The sequence below is a fragment of the Pusillimonas noertemannii genome, assembly GCF_003096595.1.
Taxonomy (GTDB): Bacteria; Pseudomonadota; Gammaproteobacteria; order Burkholderiales; family Burkholderiaceae_B; genus Pusillimonas; species Pusillimonas noertemannii.
This window is the reverse complement of the sequence record NZ_QEKO01000001.1, coordinates 604,708-627,383: the sequence shown is the minus strand read 5'-3', so window position 1 is coordinate 627,383 and position 22,676 is coordinate 604,708. Positions and strand designations below refer to the sequence as shown.

Here is a 22,676-nt window from a genome sequence, read left to right as displayed (position 1 = left end):
CTTCAGCTTTTGAACTCGAATCGCTTTTGCGTAATGGTGTCGAGCAAGGCCGGCTTGCCCGCCTTGACCTGCTCGATGGCCCGGCGCAGTGCGGGCCCGACGTCTTCGGCACGCTCAATGGGCCCTTCGGCATGCCAGCCCATGGATCGCGCCAGGGTGGCAAAGTCGGGGGCCGGGTCGTCCATGTCCATGCCTATGTGGGCGCGGTCGAGCGCCGTGCCGCGATGTTTGGCCATGCGCACCTGATGCTCCCAGTCGTTATAGTAAGCCCGGTTGTTGTACATGACCACCAGCATGGGGATCCGGTGCTTGGCGGCCACCCAGAGCGCACCCGCGTCGAACATCAGGTCGCCGTCGGGCTGTATGTCGACCACCAGCCGGCCGTGGTCGCGATGGGCCAGGGCCACGCCCAGCGATATGCCGAACTGCGTGGCCGTGCCCAGCGATTTGCCGGGGTGCCGATACGGCTTGTCGAAATCCCAGAGCTTGCGCGTCCAGTCCTCCAGCGTATTGGCCGTCAGCACCCAGTCTTCGTGCTGGATGACTTCCCATATCTCGCTGGCCAGGCGGGGCGCGGTCATGGGGCTGGCGTCCCAGTCGCGCCGGGCCTGCTCTTGCCACTTGGCGCGCGCGGCATGGTGCTTGCCGGCTGTGTCCTTGCTGCGGCGGGCAATGCGGCCGGCCAGGTCGGTCTGCCCCCCGATGCGTTCGCGCAGCAGGTCGGTCAGGGCCGGAATGGCCACGGCCGTATCCGCCAGAATGCGCAGGTCGGCGTGCAGCAGGCGCTGATAATCCATGGCCCAGCTCGACAGCTCGACATCGCTGAAGCCAATGTCTATCCACTTTGCCGAGGCGGGCACCAGGTCGCCCAGCTCGCGGGTGGTGCTCACGAGTTCCGTGGTGGGCTTTTCCCAGTCGCGCACATCCAGGCACAACATGAGATCGGTATCGCGGAACACGTCCTTGACCATGCTCATGTTCAAGGGGTGGCGGCTGGGAAAATTCAGGCGCGCGTTGATGTCGAACACCGGCGCGCCCAGCGTTTCGGCCAGCTCGATCAAGGCCTGGAAAGACGGATGATGGCGCCCAGCGTATTCCACCAGAATGACGGGCCGCTCGGCCTGTACCAGCATGTCGACGGCCTTGCGCAGCGCGGCGGGGTCCGGCGCCATCGGCGTGGGCACGGCCATGGCCTCCGGAGGCGGCAATGGCACATCGTGCTCGAGCGGCTTTTCCTGCAGCCAGGCGTCGTAGCACATGTAGATGGGCCCCTGCGGCTCTGTCATCATCACCCCATAGGCCCGGGCAAACGATTCCGGCACGCCGTCCACCGTATGTGGCTGGTAGTCCCACTTGGTGTAGTCGCGCACGGCCTGGCCCTGCACGTTGGCGGTGTGGATCCAGTCGATATGGGGACGCCGCTTGGATTCGTCCATGGGGCCCGTGGCGCCCACGATGAAGATCGGCGCGCGATCGACATAGGCGTAGTACACCGCCATATTGGCGTGCAGCAGGCCGACCAGGTTGTGAAGTATGGCCACCATGGGCTTGCCGCTGGCCTTGGCGTAGCCGTGCGCGATCTGCACCGCGGTTTCCTCGTGCTGGCACAGCATCATGCGGGGATAGTTGTCGCCATAATTAACGATGGAATCGTGCAGCCCGCGATAGCTGGCGCCCGGGTTCAGCGCGGCATAGGGCATCTTGTACTGATGCAGCAGGTCGACGATGACGTCGGAGCCCCAGCGCTGGGCCGAGGGCACGACAGCGGGCGGCGGCGCGTCGTTGCCGATCTCGTCGGCGGGTGGAAGGACTTCCGTGGGTTTGGCAAGGGTGTTCATGTGTCTCCTCTGATCATCGATGAATATGTTCCGGCCCGGGCGTTGAGCCCTGAGGCGGGCCGCAGTCAGCGTCCGTAGGCTTCCAGTTGATAGCGCCGGGGCCGCAAGTCGCGGCACACCTCGCGCACCACCTCGGACTGCGGCAGGGCAATGCCGCAGTCCCGGGCAAGGTCGGCCACAATGGCCAGGTCGTCGTCGGCCCATACCATTTCGTTCGTGCCCCAATGCTTCAGCACGTCGTTGGCCGCGCTGCTTGTCAGCAAGGCCTGGCGAAGGCGCTCCACGTCCAGGCCATAGCAGTGGGCCAGCGCGAAAGCCTCGTGGTCCGCCACCAGGCATGCCCACAGCACCATGTTGTTTGCCGCCTTGGCGATCTGTGCCGAACCCGCCTGCCCGGTATGGACGATGTCGCTGGAATAGGCAGACAGCACGGGACGCAGCCGTTCGAGGGCAGCCTCGTCGCCGCCGGCGAAAGTCAGCAGCGTGCCGGTATCGGCGGCGCGGCCGCCGCGGCACACCGGGGCATCGAGCACATGTACGCCCGCTTGCCCGGCCTGCCGGGCAAGCAGTTGCACCGTATCGGGCTTTACCGTGGAAAGCAGGGCCAGCACTGCCCCCGGCTTCATGTTTGAAAACAGGCCTCCCGGCGCCGCCAGCCGCCTCAGCTCGTCGTCGTAGCCCACGCATACCAGCATGGCCTCGCTGTCGCGAGCCAGCGCCTCGGCCTCCGGCTGCCAGCGGGCCCCGGCCTCCCGTACAGCCTCGCGCTTTGCCTCATCGGTGTCATGCACGTCCACCTGGAAACCGTGCTTTACCAAATGGCCGATGATGGGCAGGCCCATGCGCCCCGCCCCCAACACGCCGACCCTGTTTATGCGCGCCTGCGCGGCTTTCGAGCCCGAGGCTTCATCAAACGCGTTCATTGCTTTCCCTTTTCGCCCTCGGAAGGCAGCTGCGCGGGACGCCCCGCTATCACATCCTGGTAGAACACCGTCCAGTCGTCGTAGTCCTTGAGCATGGCCGCCGCATCGATGAAGACGGGATCAAAACGCTCCAGCACTTCGTCGTCCTGCTTGTGCATGGTCAGGTGCTGCTGTTTTTTCATCAGCTTCATGCCTTCGTCCAGCATGAAGTCCACGAACAGGGCTGCGGCATGCGGATGGCGCGCCGCGGCCGCGACGCCGATGCCGTCGTTGTAGGCAATGGTGGGCTTCAGCGCCACATAGTTGATCGGCGCCCCTTCGCTCATGGATTTTTCGGGCATGTAGTTGTACACGGACAATGCGAAAGGAACTTCCCCCGACACCACCAGGTTGTTCAGCAGCGAATTGCCCGAGCGCACCGACACGCCGTTCTCGGCCACGATGCGGCGAAACAGGGCCAGCCCCTTCTCTTCGCCCATCTGCTGCAGCAAGGTGCGAAACCACTCCTGCGCCTTGGCTTCGGCGCCCAGGCGCCCCTTCCACCTGGGTTCGAGCAGGTCTTCGTAGCTGGCCGGCAGTTCGTCCCGGCTTACCTTGTCGGTGTTGTAGGCCTGGACATAGACATAGGCGCGCACGGCCACCCATGTGCCGCTGTCATTCAGGGCTTCGGGGCGCAATTGAGCGAAATTGGACGAATACAGCGGCTGCAGCAGCTTCTCTTCGTGCAAGGCCTGCATGACCAGGGCCGGCGCCTGGACGACGTCGGCCTCGTGTCGGCCCGCCTGGGCTTCCGAAACAGTGCGCTGCAGCACTTTCTGGGCATTGCCCCGCCAGAAGACGACCTTGACGCCGTATTTGCGCTCGAACGCGTCGGCCAGCTCTCGCATGTCGTGATTGCGCATCGAGGTGTACACGGTCAATGAGCCTTCGCCGCGCGCGCCTTCCAGCAGCCGCGCTTCGCGATCCGGGCCCGAATAGGCGACGATGCCTTCGGCATGGGCCGACAATGAAGCGGCTGCCGCCCACAGCAAGCCTGCGGCAAGCGCCAGGGCCTTGCGCCTGGCCTGCCTGAACGCGCATTGCATGATGTTGTCTCCGCCGGCGCTCGCCATGGCGCCTTCATTGTTTCGAAGCGGCCATCATAAGACGCCCTTTGCGGCAAAGTCAACTATATGAGTTGTATCACATGGATGAAATTAAACACCTCTCCGGCGAAGGCTTGGCTATAATCAGCGAACCTCGATACCCTATATTCCGGTTGCTCTCCGCCCATGCAAAGTCCCATGCCCACACTCGATCCCGCCGCTTCTTCGGGGCTGCCCCTGTACAAAGAAGTCAAGAGGCAGATCGTGCAGGCGCTGTCCGCCGCCGAGTGGAAGCCCGGCGACATGATTCCATCGGAAAAGCAGCTCTGCGCGCGCTTCGGCGTCTCCATCGGCACGCTGCGCAAGGCGATCGATGATCTGGTGGCCGAAAACATCCTGGTCAGGCACCAGGGGCGAGGCACATTCGTGGCGGTCCACCACCGCGGCCCGCGCCTGTTCCGCTTCTTCAATCTGGTCGACGGCGAAGGGCAGCGCACTTATCCGCAGCTGGAAATCACAGGCTTCTCAAAGGGCCGGGCAGACAAGGCCGTGGCGGCCAGGCTGGGCCTTGCGACCGGTGCGCGCATCTACCGCATAGCCACCGTGCGCTCGATCGAGGGCAAGCCCCTGCTGGCCGAAGACATCACGCTTTCGCAAGACCTGTTTCCCGGCCTGACGGCCGAGAAGGTGCATCAACGGCCCAGCACCCTGTACAACCTGTACCAGGTGGCTTACGGCATCAATGTGGTGCGCATCGAAGAAGGCGTGCAGGCCGCCATTGCCGACGACGAATACGCCAGGCGGCTCGGCATGCCGCCGGGCCTTCCAGTGCTGCAGGTGCGTCGCGTGGCCTTCTCGTACAACGACCAGCCGGTGGAATACCGGGTGTCGCACATAGACACCCGCAATCACGAGTATTTTCGGGCGGTTTCCTGAGGGCAGCGTCTGCGCGCTTACACTTCGGGCTGGCCGGCAAAGGCCATGCGCGCGTTGTTGCGAGCTCGTTGCGGGGATCAACCACGCGGCTCGCCCGCGCCTAGCCTGCTTGGCCTTTGGATGCCAAAGAGACCATGCGTTCGACGTAGCGGGCGATGGTGTCGACCTCGAGATTGACGGCCGAGCCGGCTTGCAGATGCTTGAGCGTTGTAACCTGGACAGTATGGGGAATGAGGTTGATGCGGATGCGGCAACCCTGCGCCTGATCTTCAACCTGGTTGACGGTAAGGCTTACGCCATTGACGGTGATCGACCCCTTGTAGGCCAGGTACTTGGCCAGGTGCGCGGGCACGTCGATGCGCAGGTCCCATGATTCGCCCACCGGCTCGAACGAAGCCACCGTCCCCAGGCCATCGACGTGGCCGGACACCAGATGCCCGTCCAGCGAATCGCCCAGGCGCAGCGCGTGCTCGAGGTTGACCTCGCCCGGCGCGTCAAGGCCGGCGGTAAGACTCAGGCTCTCGCGCGACACATCCACGCTGAATGTATCGCCCGCAAGCTCGACGACCGTCATGCAGGCGCCCTGTATGGCAATGGAGTCGCCCAGCCGGGTCGATTCCAGGGGAAAGCCCGGTGCGTGGACGACAAGCCGCAGTCCGTCGTGCCGGCCGCCCTGGCCCAGAGGCTTAACCTTGGTAATGGTGCCGATCGCGGCCACTATGCCTGTGAACATGGGTTGCTTCCTTGTAATGCGGGATGATCAGAGTGTCTGGTGCATGAGTTTACCCGGGGGCGCGCCGCCCGAATCGCCTGGCGCCTGGGGGGCCGGGGGGCCGGTCTCCGGCCGGTCAGGCGCCGGCCACCGCGGAAATGGCATCGAGCAGGCTGCGCCATGCCGGCGCCTTCCTGGCCAGCAGGCGCACGTCGCCGCCCAGGCTGGCCTGGTCGTGAAATTCGAAGCGCAGGGCCTGCTCCAGATCGTGCAGCACGGGCAGTTCGGCCATGGGCCTTCCCGCCCCAAGCAGCATGGGGGCCAGGTACACCAGCAACTCGTCCACGCAGCCGGCCTGAAGCAGCGCGCCGCTCAGCACCGAACCGGCTTCCACATGCACCTCGTTGATGTCGTGTTGCCCCAGCCATTGCAGCACCGAGGGCAGGTGCACCCGGCCGTTGTCCAGCGGCATGCGCACCACCTGGACATTGCGGTCGGCCAAACGCCGCGCCTTGGCCGGATCGCCGCCGGCGGTAAAGACCCAGACCGGCGAGCCGTCGAACAGGCGTGCGCTCTCGGGCACCTGCAGGCTGGTATCGATGACCGCCTTGATCGGCTGGCGGGTGGTTTCCACCTCGCGCACATTGAGCTGCGGATCATCGGCCAGCACAGTGCCGGCGCCGGTCAGCACGACGCAGCTGCGCGCACGCCAATGGTGGCCGTCGGCGCGGGCCTGCGGCCCTGTGATCCACTGCGATGCGCCGTTGCCCAGCGCCGTGCGTCCATCGAGCGAAGCCGCTGTCTTGAGCCATACCCAGGGGGTGCCGCGCGTCATGCGCGCCACGAAGCCGGGGTTGACCTCGAGCGCTTCGGCCGCGCAAAGCGGGCCGCCCACTGCAATGCCCGCGGCCTTGAGCTTGGCCAGGCCGCGGCCGGAAACGAGCGGATTGGGGTCGGCCATGGCCACCACCACGCGGGCCGGCTGCGCCTGGATCAGCGCATCGACACAAGGCGGAGTGCGGCCGTGATGACTGCACGGCTCGAGGGTGACGTAGAAGGTGGCGCCCTGCGTCGACACGCCGTTTTCGCGCGCCTGGCGCAATGCCATCACCTCGGCGTGCGACCCCCCGGCCTTCTGGGTAACGCCCGAGGCCAGCAAGCGGCCGTCCCGCACGATAAGGCAGGCGACACGAGGGTTGGGCGTGGTGATGTAAAGCGACTGCCGGCTAAGGGCGATGGCCCGCCGCATCCAGGCTTCGTCTGAATCGCAAGAGGGCGAGTGGGACGGGTTCATGCTGCCTGCCCTAGGAATTGCCCTTGGGCTTGGAAGGCACCTTGATCTCGTCGATGGCCCGCACGAACTCGCCGATGTTCTCGAAGCTTTTGTAAACCGACGCGAAGCGCACATAGGCCACGTGATCGAGATGCTTGAGCTCGTCCATGACCAACTCGCCCAGGCTGCCGGAAGGGATTTCGCGCCGGCCGCTGGTAAGCAGCTTTTCTTCGATGCGCGCAACGGCGGCATCGACTTCTTCGGTGTCGACCGGCCGCTTGCGCAAGGCGAGATTGAGGCTGCCGCGCAGTTTGGCGGGGTCGTATTCGACACGCGTGCCGTTGCGCTTGACCACCGCGGGCATCAGCAGCTCGGCCCGCTCGTAGGTGGTGAAGCGGCGATCGCAGGCGGTGCATCGCCTGCGACGCCGTATGGTGTCGCCCTCTTCGGAAACCCGCGAGTCGATGACCTGGGTATCGAAACTGCTACAGAAAGGACATTTCATGGCGACCTGTGCCCGGCGAACCCGGGCGGTGGCATGAGCGCGCAAATAGCCGCCCCTCTGCGTTGCCAATGCTCGCCGGGGAACCACCCCGACTGCGCTTGGCGCCTTGATGGTCAGCTATTTGCGCGCTCATGCGGTTGTCCCTCCAGTGTCAACAGGCCCTAGCTATAGACCGGCAGACGCGAGGTCAGTTCGTTGACCCGGGCGCGCACGTCGGCAATGACGGTTTCGCTGTCGGGGTTGTCGAGCACGTCGGCAATGAGGTGGGCGGTAAGCTCGGCCTCGCCCTCTTTGAAGCCGCGCGTGGTCATGGCCGGCGTGCCCAGGCGGACGCCGCTGGTGACGAAGGGCTTTTCGGGGTCGTTGGGAATGGCGTTTTTATTGACCGTGATGTGCGCCTTGCCCAGCGCTTCTTCGGCGGCCTTGCCGGTGATGCCCTTGGAGCGCAGGTCGACCAGCATGACGTGGCTTTCGGTGCGGCCCGACACGATGCGCAGGCCGCGCTCGACCAGCGTGCGCGCCAGCACGTCGGCGTTCTTGACCACCTGGGCCGCGTACTGCTTGAACTCGGGCTGCAGGGCCTCTTGGAACGCAACGGCCTTGCCAGCGATGACATGCATGAGCGGGCCGCCCTGGATGCCGGGGAAAATGGCCGAATTGATGATTTTTTCGTACTCGGCCTTCATCATGATGACGCCGCCGCGCGGGCCGCGCAGGGACTTGTGCGTGGTGCTGGTGACGAAATCGGCGTGAGGCACGGGATTGGGATAGGCGCCCCCGGCCACCAGGCCGGCATAGTGCGCGATGTCGACCATGAACAGGGCGTCGTTGTCGTGGGCGATGCGGGCCATGCGCTCGAAATCGATGCGCAGCGCATAGGCCGACGCGCCGCCTACGATGAGCTTGGGACGATGCTGCTTGGTCAGCTCTTCGAGCTGGCCATAGTCGATTTCTTCTTTGTCGTTCAGACCGTACGACTTGAAGTCGTACAGCTTGCCCGAGGCGTTGACCGACGAGCCATGGGTAAGGTGGCCGCCTTCGGCCAGGCTCATGCCCAGCACGGTATCGCCCGGCTTGAGCACCGCCATGTAGACGCCCTGGTTGGCTTGCGAACCCGAATTGGGCTGCACATTGGCCGCTTCCGCGCCGAACAGTTGTTTCAGGCGATCGATGGCCAGCTGCTCGACCACGTCGACATATTCGCAGCCGCCGTAGTAGCGCTTGCCGGGATAGCCCTCTGCATACTTGTTGGTAAGCTGCGTGCCCTGAGCCTGCATGACGGCAGGACTAGTGTAGTTTTCAGAGGCGATCAATTCGATGTGTTGCTCTTGACGAACGTTTTCTTTCTGGATTGCGGCCCACAGGTCGGGGTCGACTTGGTCAAGAGTGCGGGAACGGTCAAACATGAGGCTTCCTAGATTGGTATGGCGCAAATACTGCTCGGCGGGAACGCCATTTTAGCGCGAATGCGCGACGTTCCCCGGCGAAAAGCGGGGTTGAAAGCCCAAAAGCGCTTATTTTTGCGCTTTGCGGGCGCCTGCGCCAAAAGCGTTCAAGCCAGCATGAGCGATGTTCATGCTGGCTTGAGTATCCGGGCCGCTCGCAGCCTCGGACCGCGGCCGGGCAAGGAGCCCCGCCCTTAATCGGCGCTGGGCAGCAGGCGTGGATTGAGCGTGTAAAGGCCCGTGATGCTGCATTGGGCAAGAATGTGGCCCTGCATGGCCTTGAGTACGTCGGCGCCGGTGAACGCGCCCTCGACCGGCAGCTCGGCGATGTCGAGCGCATAGAGCGTGAAGATGTAGCGGTGGACGATGGAATCGTTCCAGGGGGGGCAGGGCCCGTCGTAGCCGAAATAATCGCCGCTCATGTCGCGGTCGCCCGCGAACCAGCCCGTGTAGTCGTTAAGGCCCTGGCGCGTATCGTTGGGCGCCAGGGGGCCGCCCTTGCCGCGCGGCGTGATGCTGTTCGAATAGGCGCCTTCGGCGATCTCGCCGACACCCGGCGCGATGTCGATCAGCACCCAGTGGAAGAAGTCGACCCGGGGCAGGTCGGCGGGTACTTCACGGCCCTCTTGGTTGACGTCGTCGGGCTTGCTGGGAACATCGGGGTCGTGGCATATGACGGCGAACGACTGCGTGCCCTTGGGCGTTTCGGACCAGGCCAGATGCGGATTGGCATTGCCCGCCAGCGCAACGTGGGCCGGCCCGTCTACCTTGCCGAAAGCGTTGCGCTCGGACATGAACAGTTGATCGACGAAAGATGTGCTGGTGAGCTTCATGAGTACTCCTTGAGGCCTGTTGACACGAAAGGGGACATTGCCCCTTTAGCTGAGGGTGACCCGGGCAAACTTGCGCTTGCCTACTTGTATCACATAGGTGCCGGCCGGCAATTGCAGCGATTTGTCTTCGATGCGCGTGCCGTCCACCCGCACGCCGCCCTGTTCGACGTTGCGCTGGGCCTCGGCGCCCGAGGCCGCCAGGCCCGCTTCGCGCAGCACCTTCAGGATGCCCAGCGGCGCCGGGCCGGCCTGCACTTCGGGCATGTCGTCGGGAATGGCGCCGTCTCGGAACCGCGCCTCGAACTGGGCCAGCGCTTCGTGGGCCGCCTGGGTGGAATGGAACCGCGCGACGATCTCCTGGGCCAGCATCACCTTCATGTCGCGCGGGTTGGCGCCCTCTTGGGCCTGTCGCTCGAGCTGGGTGATTTCGTCGATGGAGCGGAAGGACAGCAGCTCGAAGTAACGCCACATCAGCGTATCGGAGATGGACATCAGCTTGCCGAACATGGAATCGGGGCTTTCGGTGATGCCGATGTAGTTGCCCTTGGACTTGGACATCTTGTCGACGCCGTCGGTGCCCTCGAGCAAGGGCATGGTCAGCACGCACTGGGGCTCTTGCCCGTATTCTTTCTGCAGCTCGCGCCCCACCAGCAGGTTGAACTTCTGGTCGGTGCCGCCCAGCTCGAGGTCGGCCTTGAGGGCGACGGAATCATAGCCCTGCATGAGCGGGTACAGGAACTCATGCACCGAGATGGGTATGCCGCCCTTGAAGCGGCGGGTGAAGTCCTCTCGCTCCATCATGCGGGCCACCGTATAGCGCGAGGCCAGCTGGATCATGCCCCGCGCACCAAGCGGGTCGCACCACTCGGAGTTATAGCGGATCTCGGTTCGGGAAGGGTCGAGTACCAGGCTGGCCTGGGCATAGTAGGTCTTGGCGTTTTCCTGGATCTGCTCGGCCGTAAGCGGCGGGCGCGTGGCGTTGCGGCCGCTGGGGTCGCCTATCATGGAGGTGAAGTCGCCTATGAGGAAGATCACCTGATGGCCAAGGTCTTGCAGCTGCCGCATTTTATTGAGCACGACCGTGTGCCCAAGATGAATGTCGGGCGCCGTGGGATCAAGCCCCAGCTTGATGCGCAGCGGCTGGCCGCTTTGATGGCTGCGCGCCAGCTTCTGGGCAAATTCGGATTCGACCAGCAGTTCGTCGCACCCTCGCTTGACGATACGTAAATCAGCTTCGACTTCGGGCGTGATGGGCAGTGGCGAGGACGGCATAAAAAATGGAAGATGAAATAAAAATCGAAAAACACTCGATAAAATGAAGTGAATGCGCTAGCATAACGCGTTAATGCGATTGCCCCTTCGCAGCTTCTGCGCAACAAAGGGGCTTTTTCTTAGTGCTTGGCGCAACACAATATTATCAGAGTGTTTGGGTCTGGCTAACCCGATCGGGCCGCCCTCGCCCTGGCGCGTGCGCACTTTTCGGACGAATCCATTTATCGAATACGACTGACCAGGCTCCAGCTTTATGTCCACAAAAGGGAACCCCGCTACTCCCTCGGCTGACAAGAATCTTGTCCGCCCCTCCAACCGTCATCACTATGTAACCGGGGGCCTTGCCACCATCGCACTTGGCCTCTTCGTGGCCGCAGCGGCACTGGCCGTTGTCAAGCCCTCGAGCCAGGTCGACCTGCCCGCCTTCACCGAAACCAGCAGCAACCTCGCGCTCCCCTCCCCCTTCCCCGAAGCGGCCGCCACGTTTTCCTCGCCCTTCATCGACGAAACCCGCATCAAGCCGGGCGACACCGTGTCGGCGCTGCTGCAGCGCCTCGACGTCGATGAACCCGGCCTGCTCTCCTTCCTTACGCACGACAAGTCGGCGCGCTCCATCTACAAGCTGTATCCGGGCCGCACCGTGCAGGCGGCGCTCGACGAAGCCGGCCAGCTCGTCTGGCTGCGCTACTACCACACGCCCTCGTCCAGCCAGAACGGGGTCGCGCTCAGCGAATGGCTCGAAGTGCGCCCCGACGGCAACGACGGTTTCCAGGCTTCCGAGCAGTCCGAGCAGGCCCACACCCACGTGCGCGTGGCCGAAGGCGAAATCGAATCCTCTCTGTTCGGCGCAACAGACAAGGCCGACATTCCCGATTCCATCACGCTGCAAATGGCCGAGATCCTGAGCAGCAAAATTGATTTCATGCGCGACCTGCGCAAGGGTGACCGCTTCCGCGTCGTGTACGAAACCCACAATGCGCAGGGCCGCGACGTCGGCTCGGGCCGCATCCTGGCCCTGCAGTTCATCAATCGCGACAAAAGCTACGATGCGGTGTGGTTCAAGCCCAGCGACTCCAGCGGCGGCTACTACGATTTCGACGGCCGCAGCATGCGCGGCGCCTTCCTGCGCTCGGCCCTTAAATTCACCCGGGTCAGCTCCACGTTCGGCGGCCGCAGGCACCCCATCCACGGCACCTATCGCAATCACAAGGGTGTCGACTACGCCGCCCCGGCGGGCACGCCCATACACGCCACCGCCGACGGCACGGTTTCCTTCATCGGCACCCAGCGCGGCTACGGCAACGTCGTCATCCTGCAGCACCACGGCCAGTACTCCACCCTTTACGCCCACCAGCGCGGCTTTGCCAAGGGCCTTAAAAAAGGCAGCAAGGTCGAGCAGGGGCAGTTGATCGGCTACGTGGGCTCCACGGGCTGGGCCACCGGGCCGCACCTGCACTACGAGTTCCGCATAGGCAAGAAGCACGTCGACCCGCTCTCGGTCGACCTGCCCATCGCACGTACCCTCGAAGGCGCCGATCGCAAGGCCTTCGATACCGCGCTTGCCGGCTACAAGCAGCAAATCGACATGCTGGCCGCCCTGCAAGACGACCAGATCCAGCTGGCCAGCCTGTCGGGCAATTAAGCGGGGCGCCGCACATGGCCAGCCCAGGCTCCGCGCCGCTTTTCATCGGGCTCATGTCGGGCACCAGCACAGACGGCGTGGACGCCGTGCTGGCCGAATTCCCTTCCGCGCGCCCACCGCGCATTCTTGCCGGCGCATCGCTGCCCATGCCGGCCGCCCTGCGCGCCGAGTTCCTGGCCCTGAACACACCCGGCCATGACGAACTGGCGCGCGGCGCGCGCGCCGGCAACGAGCTGGCCCGGCTTTACGCCCAGGCCTGCCGCCAGGTCATCAGCGACGCCGGCCTTTCACCCCGGCAGCTGCGGGCCATTGGCGCCCACGGGCAAACCGTAAGGCACGACCCGGGGGCGGGCTACTCTGTCCAGATCAACGCCCCCGCCCTGCTGGCCGAACTCACCGGCATCGACGTCGTGGCCGATTTTCGCTCGCGCGACATCGCGGCCGGCGGCCAGGGCGCGCCTCTGGTTCCCGCCTTCCATCAAGCAGTCTTCCAGAACGGCCAGCCGCGGCTGGTCTTGAACCTGGGAGGCATCGCCAACGTCACCCTGCTCGAGCCCGGGCAGCCGTTGCGGGGCTTCGACACCGGCCCGGCCAATGTTTTGCTCGACCTGTGGTGCCACGAGAAGACCGGAAAGCTTTATGACGCCGACGGCCGCTGGGCCGCCTCCGGCAAGACCCACCAGGGCCTTCTTGCAGGGCTATACGACAGCGAGCCATGGTTTGCCCTGCCTCCGCCCAAGTCGACGGGACGCGATCTATTCAATCGCGCGTGGCTGGAAGAAAGACTGAAGCCCTTGCAAGACGCGGGGCTGGCCGACGAAGACGTGCAGGCCACATTGCAGAGCCTGACGGTGCTGAGCATTTGCAAGGCGGTGGCCGAACATGCGCCGGCCACCCGCGAAGTGCTGGCATGCGGCGGAGGCGCACTGAACAGCGGCCTGATGAAAGAACTGGCGCAAGGCCTGGGCTTGCCCGTGTGCCCCACCAGCGAACTGGGCGTGCCGGTGCAAAGCGTCGAGGCCCTGGCCTTTGCCTGGCTGGCACACGCCCACTTCGAGGGGATTGCCGCGGGCCTGCCAAGCGTAACGGGCGCCCGCGCACCCAGGGTGCTTGGCGCCCGCTATCCGGCTTGAGCCGGCAACGCGCTTTCTACCGAACCGGCCTGCGCCAGCCGCCTACGCCGTAAACGACGAGCCGCAGCCGCAGGTGGAGGTGGCGTTGGGATTGCGGATGACGAACTGCGCACCCTCGAGATCGTCTTTGTAGTCGATTTCGGCGCCAAACAGATATTGGAAGCTCATGGGGTCGATCAAGAGCTGGACGCCCTCTTTATCGATGGTGGTGTCGTCTTCGTTGATGGTTTCATCGAAGGTAAAACCATACTGGAAACCCGAACACCCGCCGCCCTGGACGAAAACGCGCAGCTTGAGGTCGGGGTTGCCTTCTTCGAGCAGCAGGTCTTTGACCTTGGCCGCGGCGGCATCGGTAAAAACAAGGGCCGGCGGAGGCGCTTGCAGATCGACGGATTCGGTGAGAGTGGACATTGAGTACTCCGGCAACCCTGCGGCTGCAAAAAAACATTCTATATGACTACATTGTAAGGTCTATTCGCCCGCAGGCAAATTGACAGTGCGCGACACCCGCAGCGTTTTGCCTTCGAGCACATTCAGGGTAACCGACGCCGCCTCGAAGCCTTCGGGCAGGTCGAGCATGCCCTCGCTGCGCTGGAATTGCTCGAACTGCAGGGCCAGCGGCGTCTGTTCGGAGGCGGCGCCTTCGGCGTCTGAAACATCGGTGGCGGCCTCTTCGGCGGCCGGGGCCGCGGCAGGCTCGAGCGTTAGGGTAACCGCCTTGCCGCCCATGCTGCCCTTGGCAACGAACTGCATGCGGCCGGCAAAGGGCTCGGTGCCCGGCGCATTGCGCATCAGCAGCACCTTGTATAACAAAGTGGGGCCGCGCGGCTCGAAATCAAGCGCCCTGATGCTGACCGACCCATTGGGGCCCGGCGGCAGCAATCGGTCGAAGAAGGCCAGTTGGTCGCGCGCCCGGCCCAGCTCGGCCTGGGTGGACTGCAATGCCGCCTCGAGGCTTTTACGGGTGCTTTCTTCGACCAGCATCTGCCCTTGCAGGGTATCGAGGCGGCCTTGCAAGGCCTGGTAATCGTGATGATTTTGCGCGGTTACCAGCTCGAACTGCGACTTGAGCTGGCGATATCGCGCGGCGGCGGTTTCTTCGCCTGCCGTACTGGCTGCCCAGTAACCGGCGGCGGCGCCGGCAAGGGCCGCCAGCAGCAGCCAAAACCAGATCCAGCCGCCATGCCGGCGGCCGGGCGGTGTGCCCGGCGGGGTTTCTTGCCCGGATTGTGCGTGATTCATTTACCAACAGACCATGCCCGGGCGCTAAAGTTCTGCCTTTTTCAGGGCAGGACGGCAATCGCGCCCAGGCCGGCATCTTCGGGCAGGCCGAACATCAGGTTCATGTTCTGCACTGCCTGGCCCGAAGCCCCCTTGACGAGGTTGTCTTGAACCACCAGCACCACCAGCTGGTCGCCGTTGCCCGGACGATGAACGGCGATGCGCAGCGTATTGGCCGCCCTGACCGAACGGGTTTCAGGCAGGCTGCCGGCCGGCATGACGTCGACGAAGGCCTCGTCGGCATAACGCTGCTCGTACAGCGCCTGGAAATCGGTGTTCATGGCTTCGGGCAGAATGCGCGCATACAGGGTAGAGAACATGCCCCGTATCATGGGCACCAGGTGCGGCACGAAGGTAAGCCCCACCTTGCGGCCGGCGATCAGGTCGAGCTGCTCGGAAATCTCGGGGTGATGACGGTGGCCCGCCACCCCATAGGCCTTGAAATTGTCGCCGGCCTCAGAGTACAGGGTGCCCACCGACGCCGTGCGACCGGCGCCGGAAACCCCCGACTTCGAATCGGCAATGACGTGGCCGGCGTCGATCAGCTGGCGTCCGCCTTCAAGCAGGGGAAGCAGGCCCAGGATGACGGTGGTGGGATAGCAGCCCGGATTGCCGATGACCTGGGCGCCGGCGATGCGCTGGCGATTGAGTTCGACCAGGCCGTAGACCGAATCGGCCAGGATCTGCGGGCAGGCATGCGGCATTTTGTACCACTGTTCGAAAACAGCGGTGTCCTGCAGGCGGAAGTCGGCCGCCAGGTCGATGATGCGCACGCCTTTGTCGAGCAGGGCCTGCGCCTGGCTCATGGCCACGCCGTGGGGGGTGGCAAAAAAGACCACGTCGCACTGATCAAGCGCGGCGGATTCTGGCGTCTGGAAGCGCAGGTCGACCTTGCCGCGCAGGCTGGGGTACATATCGGCCACAGGCATGCCGTCTTCCTTGCGCGAGGTGATGGCCCGCAGTTGCACGTTCGGATGCTGGGCCAGCAGGCGCAAAAGCTCTACCCCCGTGTAACCCGTGCCGCCCACGATGCCTACCTTGACCAGACTGCCTGCTGCCATGACCTTGCCCCAAAAAATAGAAAAGGTGAAAACCCGATTATGCTACAAGCGCGGAACGCCCCCGGGGTGAACGCCCCGCAGGCCCATTCCGCGCCCATGCGCAGTTCCAAGTATAGGCCTGTGCGGCGCATGCTGCGTGTCCCGCACGGCCGGCCCTGAACGGCAAAAGGCCCCGGCGAGCCGGAGCCTTTGTGCCACGATGCAAAAGGCGGCGGGCCGCCCTTGCCTCGCCTTGATTAGCGCTTGCTGAACTGCTTGCGGCGACGCGCCTTGTGGAAACCCACTTTCTTGCGCTCGACTTCGCGCGCATCGCGGGTGACCAGGCCCGCTTGCTTCAGCGAAGGCTTGAGCGTTTCGTCGTAGTCGATGAGCGCACGGGTGATGCCGTGGCGCACCGCGCCGGCCTGGCCGCTTTCGCCGCCACCGTGCACGTTGATGTGAAAATCGAACGACTCGAGGTGGCCGGTGAGTTCGAGCGGCTGGCGCACGATCATACGGCCGGTTTCACGAGCGAAGTACTCGTCGACGGGCTTGCCGTTGACGACGATCTTGCCCGAACCTTTTTTCAAGAACACGCGCGCCACGGAAGTTTTGCGGCGGCCGGTTCCATAGTTCCAATTACCGATCATGACCTATCCTTAGATTTCGAGAGGCTTGGGCTGTTGCGCGGCATGGGGATGCTCTGCGCCAGCGTAAACCTTGAGTTTCTTGGCCATGGCGTAGCCCAGCGGGCCCTTGGGCAGCATGCCCTTGACAGCCTTTTGCAGGGCGCGACCCGGAAAACGCTGCTGCATCTTCTCGAAGTTGGTCTCGGTGATACCGCCGGGATAGCCCGAGTGACGGTAGTAACGCTTGTCTTGTGCCTTGTTACCGGTAACGACGATATCGGCTGCGTTGATGATGACGATGTAATCGCCGGTGTCAACGTGAGGCGTGAATTCTGGCTTGTGCTTGCCGCGCAAACGGCGTGCGACTTCGCTGGCCACACGACCCAGGACTTTGCCCTTGGCGTCAATCACGTACCAGTCACGCTTGACTTCATGCGGCTTGGCCACGAAGGTCTTCATGATGGTTCCTGATAAATTTAAAAAAGGGTGCAAAGGCCGCCGGACATCCGGCGCGCCCAGGTGGCTTGAACGCACAAAACACGTACATACAACAAGGTACGCGCAAAAGAGCCATGCGATTCACTGAGCATTCATGCGATTCACTGAGCATTCATGCGATTCAAGCCGGCAACCCTGGTAAACCCCGGCTTAAAAGCCCCGCCAAAGCGTTGTAATTCGCCCGTGCCAAGCCTATAAGCCAAAGTAAGCCCTCTATATTAACATATCTTCTTGTTTTTCCAAGGATATGTTGCACGAACGCCAAGCAAGGGCGCGGCGGCCCAGCCTGGAATGCCCTGTTGCCCACGCGGGGCATGCAGCACAGGCTGCGTGCACGCGGCCCGCGCCCGCAGCCGAGACCCCTTGCCTGCGCCTGCCCGGCGGCCCTGCCGGGGCCCTGATTGTTGTTTCATTGTCCGGCGATCGCCATTTGCTCGATCAGGACCGAGCCCGTGGTCTTGGAGCCGCGCGTGATGGCGTCGGACCCCACGGCCACGATCTGGCGCAGCATGTCGGCCAGGTTGCCGGCAATGGTGACTTCTTGCACCGCGTGCTGGATTTCGCCGTTTTGCACCCAATAGCCGAAGGCGCCGCGCGAATAATCGCCCGTAACGTAGTTGACGCCCTGGCCGATCAGCTCGGTAACGAGGAAGCCGGTGCCCATTTTCTTGAGCATGGCCTCCAGGTCGTCGCCCGGACGGGTTAGCCGCGACACCAGCCGCAGATTGTGGGAACCGCCCGCATTGCCGGTGGTTGTCATGCCCAGCTTGCGCGCCGTGTACGACGAAAGAAAATAGCCCTGCAGCACACCCGAGGCCACCACATTGCGCGCCTGGGTGCGCACGCCCTCGTCGTCGAATGACGAACTGCCCATGGCTTCGGGCACGTAGGGATTCTCGACCACCGTAAGGTGGTCGGCCATGACCTGTTGGCCAAGGGAATCAAGCAGGAAGCTGGCCTTGCGGTACAGCGCCCCGCCGCTGGCCGCCTGCACCAGCGAGCCCAGCAGGCCCACTGCCAGGGGCGCTTCGAACAGCACCGGGAAGCGGCCGGTTTTTATGCGGCGCGCCGACAGCCTGGCCAGCGTGCGCTGGGCCGCGTAGCGGCCCACTTCGCGGGGATCGGCCAGGCGGCGCGGATCGCGATGCGAGCTGTACCAATAGTCGCGCTGCATATTGGCGCCCCGGCCGGCAATGGGCGCAACCGAGACGGTGTGCCGCGAATAGGGATAGCCGCCCAGAAAGCCGCGGCTGTTGCCCAGCACGAAATGTCCTTCGAAAGTGCCCACCGAGGCGCCGTCGGTATTGCTGACCAGGGGGCTGAGGTCGCGCGCCGCCCGCTCGGCCTGCAGGGCGATGGCCGCCGCGGCCTCGGTGTCGATGTCCCAGGGGTGATGCAACTGCAGGTCGATGAAGTCGGACGCGAGGTATTCGGCCTCGGGCAGGCCTGCCGCCGGGTCGGCCGCCGTATAGCGGGCAATATGCCAGGCCGCATCCACGGTCTCGCGCAGGGCCTGGTCGGAAAAATCAGAAGTGGAGGCCGAGCCCCGCTGCTGGCCGGCGAACACGGTGACATCGAGCGAGCGGTCGCGGGTCTGCTCGACGGTTTCTATGTCTTGGTTGCGCACCGAGACAGACAGGCCGCGGCTTTCGGACAGCTCGGCGACGGCATCGGAAGCGCCCAGGCCTTTGGCATAGCCGAGCGCTTTCTGCACCAGCTCGCGAAAAATCTGCTGATTGGTTTCGATGGGAAGATGGGAAGAGGGTTGGTCGCTCATTGCTGCTCATGAAAATATTACCCAGTTATCATATCGCTAATCACGAATACTTTTGTCTCCATGACGCAAGAACCCACTCCCTACGACGACTCCGCCCCAGACCGTCCCAGCAAGACGCAGATCAAGCGCGACATGCATGCCTTGCTCGACCTGGGCAAGCAGCTGGTCGAGCTGCCCACCGACAGGCTGCGGCAACTGCCGCTTTCTGAATCGCTCTTCGAAGCCATCCGCCTGGCCCAGCGCACCACCAGCCGCGAGGGCCTGCGGCGCCAGGTGCACTATGTCGGCAAGCTCATGCGCCAGGCCGACGCCGAGGCCATCCGCACCCAACTGGCCATATGGCAGAACGGCTCGCGCGCCGAAACAGCCGCCCTGCACCGCATAGAGACCCTGCGCGACGAGCTGCTGCAGAACGACGATGCCCTTACAGACCTGCTGCGCGACCACCCCGCCGCCGATGCCCAGCAACTGCGCACCCTTATCCGCGAAGGCCGCAAAGAGGCCGGGCGCAATGCAGCCCTGCAGCCCGGTCAGGAGCCTCAGCGCAAGCACTACCGCGCCCTATTCCAGGCCCTGAAATCCCTTGGCGACGCCCCCGACACACCATGAAACCCGAACTGCTCGACGCCCTCGAACTCGAAACCGCCCCCAATCCCACCCATGCCGTCATCTGGCTGCATGGCCTGGGCGCCGACGGAAACGATTTCGCGCCCATCGTCCCCGAACTGCGCCTGGGCAACGCGCCGGCCGTCCGCTTCGTGTTTCCACATGCTCCGGTACAGCCGGTAACCATCAACGGCGGCATGGCCATGCGGGCGTGGTACGACATCCGCAACGCCGACCTGGCCCAACGCGAAGACGCCCAGGGCATACTGCAATCGCAGGAGGCGGTTCGCGCCCTCATCCAGCGCGAGAACCAGCGTGGCATTGCCACGGGCAACATCGTGCTGGCCGGGTTCTCGCAGGGCTGCGCCATGACGCTGCAAACAGGCCTGCGCCTGCCCGAAAGACTGGCGGGCCTTGTCGCCCTGTCAGGCTACCTGCCGCTGGCCGAATCGCTGCAAGCCGAGTTCAGCCCGGCAAACAAAGAAACGCCCATCTTCATGGCCCACGGCACTCAAGACCCTGTCGTGCCACTGCAGCGCGCGCAGAAATCTTGCCAATTGCTGCAGGAAATGGGCTATAGCGTCGACTGGAAGACCTACCCCATGCCGCATTCGGTCTGCCTCGAAGAAGTCAATGACATCGCGGCCTTCCTGAAGCAGGTGCTGCGCGGCTGAACCCGGGGGCCAGCCTGCCTGGCCTTTGCCGGCCAGTGCGGCAGCCCTTTTGGGGTTAACAGGCCCTATGCGTCGATGGCGCGAGAGCCCAGGTCGAGCCACACCCTGCGCGTGCCGGGGTCGTCCGGGATGCTGTCGTTGCGAAAACCCAGGCTTTCCATGAGCCTGAGCATGCCGCGATTGGACGACAGCACATAGCCGTCGATGTACGCAAAGCCCTGTATCTGCGCCGCCTCGATCAGGCCCAGCATCAGCACCGTACCCAGGCGGCGGCGCTGCCAGTCGTCGCCGATGACCAGGGCATACTCGGCGCCGCGCCCATCGGGGTGCCGCAGGTAATGCGCAAAGCCGATGATCTGCTCGCGGGGATGTCCCCGGTGCTCGGGATTGGGCACCTGCACCGTGGCGACCAGGGCCAGTTCGCGGTCGTAGTCGATGCGCGTGTAGCGCGCCAGCATGCTGGGCGTGAGTTCGCGCAGCATCGACACGAAACGCATGTAGCGCGCCTCGGTCGACAGGCCGCGTATGAATTCCTGCAGGGGCTCGGCGTCTTCGGGCCGTATGGGCCTCATCGTCCAGGCGCGGCCGTCGTCGAAGCGTTTGTGCTGCACCAGCCTGCGCGGATAGGGGTGGATGGTCATGTGGCGGTAGCCCGACGACTCGGGCAGCACCAGCACGGTGGACGTGGACAGGCTCATCCGGACGCCATGCGCCGTGACGTGGCCGGCGCCGGCCACCATCGGATCGAGGACAAGGCTGTCGATCTCGGGCAGTTCGCTGACCAGCACCGATATGCGCTCGAGCGTTTCACGCAGATTGTCGAAGGCCGCCGGAGACATCTCGCGCGACAGGACGCGGTTCCAGATCAGGCTGCGTTCGATAAGCTGGCGCGCCAGGAAGCTGTTGAGGGGCGGCAGGTCGACCGCCCTGTCGTTGGCCGACAGGGCGCCGGTGCCGCCGGTTCCGAACTTGATGTAGGGCCCGAAGCGGGGGTCGCGCCGCGCGCGGATGGCCATCAGGGGCTCGTCGGCCGTCCAGGTGTCGACTGCGGATTCGCCCTGGGGCCGATGCAGGGGAATGTGGAAGCAATCGAGCAGTTCCCAGCACTCGGCCAGAGTCAGTTCGGTGCGGCGCTCGGCCCGCAGTTGCGCCAGCACGGCGCGCGCCTGCTCCAGCAGCGGCTCTCGTTGCAGGGATTCGGGCGGCAGGGTCTGCCGCGACAGCAATTGATTGTAGTGGTATGAGGCCAATACGCCGAAGGCGTTGGCGGCGGATTCGGGCGTGCGGAATGCGGGCGTGCCGACCTCGTCGAGCAGGTGGCGCAGGGGGCGCACGGTTTCTTCGCCCATGAAGCAGGTGATGACCGGCTTGCGTGCCGCCGGCGCACTGACCGCAAGCTGGTGCGCCACCCGGGTCATGTCGGCCAGGGGGTCGGGCGCCAGCAGCACCAGCACCCCGTCGACGGCAGCGTCGCCGGCCAGTATCTCTACCACCGAGCGGACGATCTCGGGCGTGAGCGGCAAAGAGGTGGCAATGGGATTGAGCACCTGGGCGCCGGGCTCGAGCACGTCGGCCAGCGCCTTGACCGTAGACTTGCCGAGTTCGGCGCGCAGAACGGGAAAGCTGGGGCCGATGACGGTCATGGCCAGCTGGGCCGCGCCGTCGCCATTGGAAAAGACCGCTATGCGGCGGCCGCGCGGCCAGTAGGTATAGCGCAGCACCTTGATCGCCGAGAACAACTGTACGAAATAAGGCACGCGCACGGCGCCCGCCCGCCGCAGCATGGCATTGAAGACCGCTTCGCCGGCCTCGGAGGCCTGGCCCAGCTGGCCCGCCTTGAGCACCACGACGGGCTTGACGCTGGCCGCCGAGCGCAGGGCGCTTGCCAGAGAGCGCGCGGTGAAAGTGTCTTCAAGATACAGGGCGATGCTTTCGGTATGGCGATCGTTGGCCAGGTAGTCGAGTACCTGCGCAACCTCTACGCCCGCTTCGTCGCCCAGCGAGACGACGGTGGAAAAACCCAGCCTGACGTCGATGGCCCAGTCGAGTACCGCCGCGACAAGGGATCGCGACTGGGTCACCAGCGCCACCTTGCCGGTCTGGGCCATTTGCGGGATATGGCTGAAATTGAGCCCCCTGGACGGGTTCTGCACGCCGAACGAACGCGGGCCCAGCAAGGCGCAATCGTTCAGGCGGGCCCAACTGCGGCAGTAGATCATGTCCTCGAGGGCGTTGTCGGGCGCGGTTTCGGTAGAGAGCAGGATCAGCGCGCGGGGCCGGTGCGGGCCAATGGCCTCGAGCACCTGGGGAAGCTGCGCCGAATGCACGCACAGCAGGGCCAGGTCGACGCGCTCGCCCCGCTCGACACCAGCCAGGACCTCGGGCACGGCAAGGTCGACGGCACCCGCCGGGGACGTGGCCTGCGGCTTGACGAAAGTGGCCGCGCGCGCCAGCGAAGACGGCAGGCTTCGGGCCACGGGCAAGGAACGATGGCTGACAACGAGCAGAGATCGCGGCTCGAACAGCGCGGCAAGACGATGACGCAACATAAGGCCCCGTTTCGGCAATGAATCT

General features: G+C 64.5%; 21 protein-coding genes. 5 read left to right on the top strand and 16 right to left on the bottom strand.

What is annotated here, in order from left to right; genetic code table 11:
* Positions 1-2 precede the first annotated feature (2 nt).
* The 3 genes from C7440_RS02925 to C7440_RS02915 form a co-directional block, all read right to left on the bottom strand.
* Positions 3-1,838 (bottom strand): thiamine pyrophosphate-binding protein, encoded by a 1,836-nt coding sequence (locus tag C7440_RS02925; RefSeq protein ID WP_116517406.1) that lies wholly within the window; start codon positions 1,836-1,838, stop codon positions 3-5.
* A 65-nt stretch (positions 1,839-1,903) separates the two neighbouring features.
* Positions 1,904-2,761 carry an NAD(P)-dependent oxidoreductase gene (locus C7440_RS02920; RefSeq protein WP_116517405.1) on the bottom strand — a complete coding sequence of 286 codons (858 nt, stop codon included), beginning with the start codon at positions 2,759-2,761 and terminating at the stop codon, positions 1,904-1,906.
* On the bottom strand, positions 2,758-3,846 hold the full coding sequence (locus tag C7440_RS02915) for an ABC transporter substrate-binding protein (protein WP_243410813.1): 1,089 nt from the start codon (positions 3,844-3,846) through the stop codon (positions 2,758-2,760). Before C7440_RS02915 ends, C7440_RS02920 begins: the two co-directional genes overlap by 4 nt.
* Before the next feature lie 198 nt (positions 3,847-4,044).
* Here C7440_RS02915 and C7440_RS02910 point away from each other — a divergent pair, with 198 nt between their 5' ends.
* Positions 4,045-4,782, top strand: a complete 738-nt coding sequence (locus C7440_RS02910; RefSeq protein ID WP_116517403.1) for a GntR family transcriptional regulator — start codon at positions 4,045-4,047, stop codon at positions 4,780-4,782.
* A gap of 100 nt (positions 4,783-4,882) precedes the next feature.
* On the opposite strand, the gene C7440_RS02905 is transcribed toward C7440_RS02910, so the two are convergent.
* From C7440_RS02905 to tyrS, 6 genes are all read right to left on the bottom strand, one after another.
* Entirely contained in the window at positions 4,883-5,515 is a 633-nt protein-coding gene (locus tag C7440_RS02905; protein WP_116517402.1) for a riboflavin synthase, read from the bottom strand.
* A 115-nt stretch (positions 5,516-5,630) separates the two neighbouring features.
* Positions 5,631-6,788 (bottom strand): bifunctional diaminohydroxyphosphoribosylaminopyrimidine deaminase/5-amino-6-(5-phosphoribosylamino)uracil reductase RibD, encoded by a 1,158-nt coding sequence (ribD, locus tag C7440_RS02900; RefSeq protein WP_165832424.1) that lies wholly within the window; start codon positions 6,786-6,788, stop codon positions 5,631-5,633.
* A 10-nt stretch (positions 6,789-6,798) separates the two neighbouring features.
* The gene (nrdR, locus tag C7440_RS02895) at positions 6,799-7,272 is read right to left on the bottom strand and encodes a transcriptional regulator NrdR (protein WP_026068203.1); all 474 of its coding nucleotides are present in this window, start codon (positions 7,270-7,272) and stop codon (positions 6,799-6,801) included.
* Positions 7,273-7,433: 161 nt separating this feature from the next.
* Positions 7,434-8,678, bottom strand: coding sequence for a serine hydroxymethyltransferase (gene glyA, locus C7440_RS02890; RefSeq protein WP_116517401.1), 1,245 nt, complete (start codon positions 8,676-8,678; stop codon positions 7,434-7,436).
* Positions 8,679-8,911: 233 nt separating this feature from the next.
* Positions 8,912-9,550: a YbhB/YbcL family Raf kinase inhibitor-like protein gene (locus C7440_RS02885; protein ID WP_017525751.1), complete on the bottom strand. Its 639-nt coding sequence runs from the start codon at positions 9,548-9,550 to the stop codon at positions 8,912-8,914.
* A 45-nt stretch (positions 9,551-9,595) separates the two neighbouring features.
* Positions 9,596-10,822: a tyrosine--tRNA ligase gene (gene tyrS / locus C7440_RS02880; protein ID WP_116517400.1), complete on the bottom strand. Its 1,227-nt coding sequence runs from the start codon at positions 10,820-10,822 to the stop codon at positions 9,596-9,598.
* Positions 10,823-11,075: 253 nt separating this feature from the next.
* Here tyrS and C7440_RS02875 point away from each other — a divergent pair, with 253 nt between their 5' ends.
* Both C7440_RS02875 and C7440_RS02870 read left to right on the top strand, forming a co-directional pair.
* Positions 11,076-12,464, top strand: a complete 1,389-nt coding sequence (locus C7440_RS02875) for a M23 family metallopeptidase (RefSeq protein ID WP_017525749.1) — start codon at positions 11,076-11,078, stop codon at positions 12,462-12,464.
* 14 nt (positions 12,465-12,478) lie between these two features.
* On the top strand, positions 12,479-13,597 hold the full coding sequence (locus C7440_RS02870) for an anhydro-N-acetylmuramic acid kinase (protein WP_116517399.1): 1,119 nt from the start codon (positions 12,479-12,481) through the stop codon (positions 13,595-13,597).
* Positions 13,598-13,639: 42 nt separating this feature from the next.
* Here C7440_RS02870 and erpA read toward each other — a convergent pair whose 3' ends face one another.
* The 6 genes from erpA to pmbA all read right to left on the bottom strand — a co-directional run bounded on the left by erpA (position 13,640) and on the right by pmbA (position 18,822).
* Entirely contained in the window at positions 13,640-14,008 is a 369-nt protein-coding gene (erpA, locus tag C7440_RS02865) for an iron-sulfur cluster insertion protein ErpA (RefSeq protein WP_017525747.1), read from the bottom strand.
* 60 nt (positions 14,009-14,068) lie between these two features.
* The gene (locus C7440_RS02860; RefSeq protein ID WP_116517398.1) at positions 14,069-14,839 is read right to left on the bottom strand and encodes a DUF6776 family protein; all 771 of its coding nucleotides are present in this window, start codon (positions 14,837-14,839) and stop codon (positions 14,069-14,071) included.
* 41 nt (positions 14,840-14,880) lie between these two features.
* On the bottom strand, positions 14,881-15,939 hold the full coding sequence (gene argC, locus C7440_RS02855) for an N-acetyl-gamma-glutamyl-phosphate reductase (protein WP_017525745.1): 1,059 nt from the start codon (positions 15,937-15,939) through the stop codon (positions 14,881-14,883).
* A 236-nt stretch (positions 15,940-16,175) separates the two neighbouring features.
* Complete coding sequence (gene rpsI / locus C7440_RS02850; RefSeq protein ID WP_017525744.1) at positions 16,176-16,568, bottom strand: 30S ribosomal protein S9; 393 nt, start codon at positions 16,566-16,568, stop codon at positions 16,176-16,178.
* A 9-nt stretch (positions 16,569-16,577) separates the two neighbouring features.
* Positions 16,578-17,006 carry a 50S ribosomal protein L13 gene (gene rplM, locus C7440_RS02845; protein WP_017525743.1) on the bottom strand — a complete coding sequence of 143 codons (429 nt, stop codon included), beginning with the start codon at positions 17,004-17,006 and terminating at the stop codon, positions 16,578-16,580.
* Between the two features lie 448 nt (positions 17,007-17,454).
* Entirely contained in the window at positions 17,455-18,822 is a 1,368-nt protein-coding gene (gene pmbA, locus C7440_RS02840; protein ID WP_116517397.1) for a metalloprotease PmbA, read from the bottom strand.
* Positions 18,823-18,882: 60 nt separating this feature from the next.
* Between pmbA and yjgA the strand changes: the two genes are divergently transcribed.
* Positions 18,883-19,431 (top strand): ribosome biogenesis factor YjgA, encoded by a 549-nt coding sequence (gene yjgA, locus C7440_RS02835; protein ID WP_116517396.1) that lies wholly within the window; start codon positions 18,883-18,885, stop codon positions 19,429-19,431.
* Positions 19,428-20,102, top strand: a complete 675-nt coding sequence (locus C7440_RS02830; protein ID WP_116517395.1) for an alpha/beta hydrolase — start codon at positions 19,428-19,430, stop codon at positions 20,100-20,102. The genes yjgA and C7440_RS02830 overlap by 4 nt, the downstream gene beginning before the upstream one ends.
* 65 nt (positions 20,103-20,167) lie before the next feature.
* Here the strand turns inward: C7440_RS02830 and C7440_RS02825 are convergent, their stop codons facing one another.
* Positions 20,168-22,651, bottom strand: a complete 2,484-nt coding sequence (locus tag C7440_RS02825) for a bifunctional acetate--CoA ligase family protein/GNAT family N-acetyltransferase (protein WP_116517394.1) — start codon at positions 22,649-22,651, stop codon at positions 20,168-20,170.
* Positions 22,652-22,676: the final 25 nt, after the last annotated feature.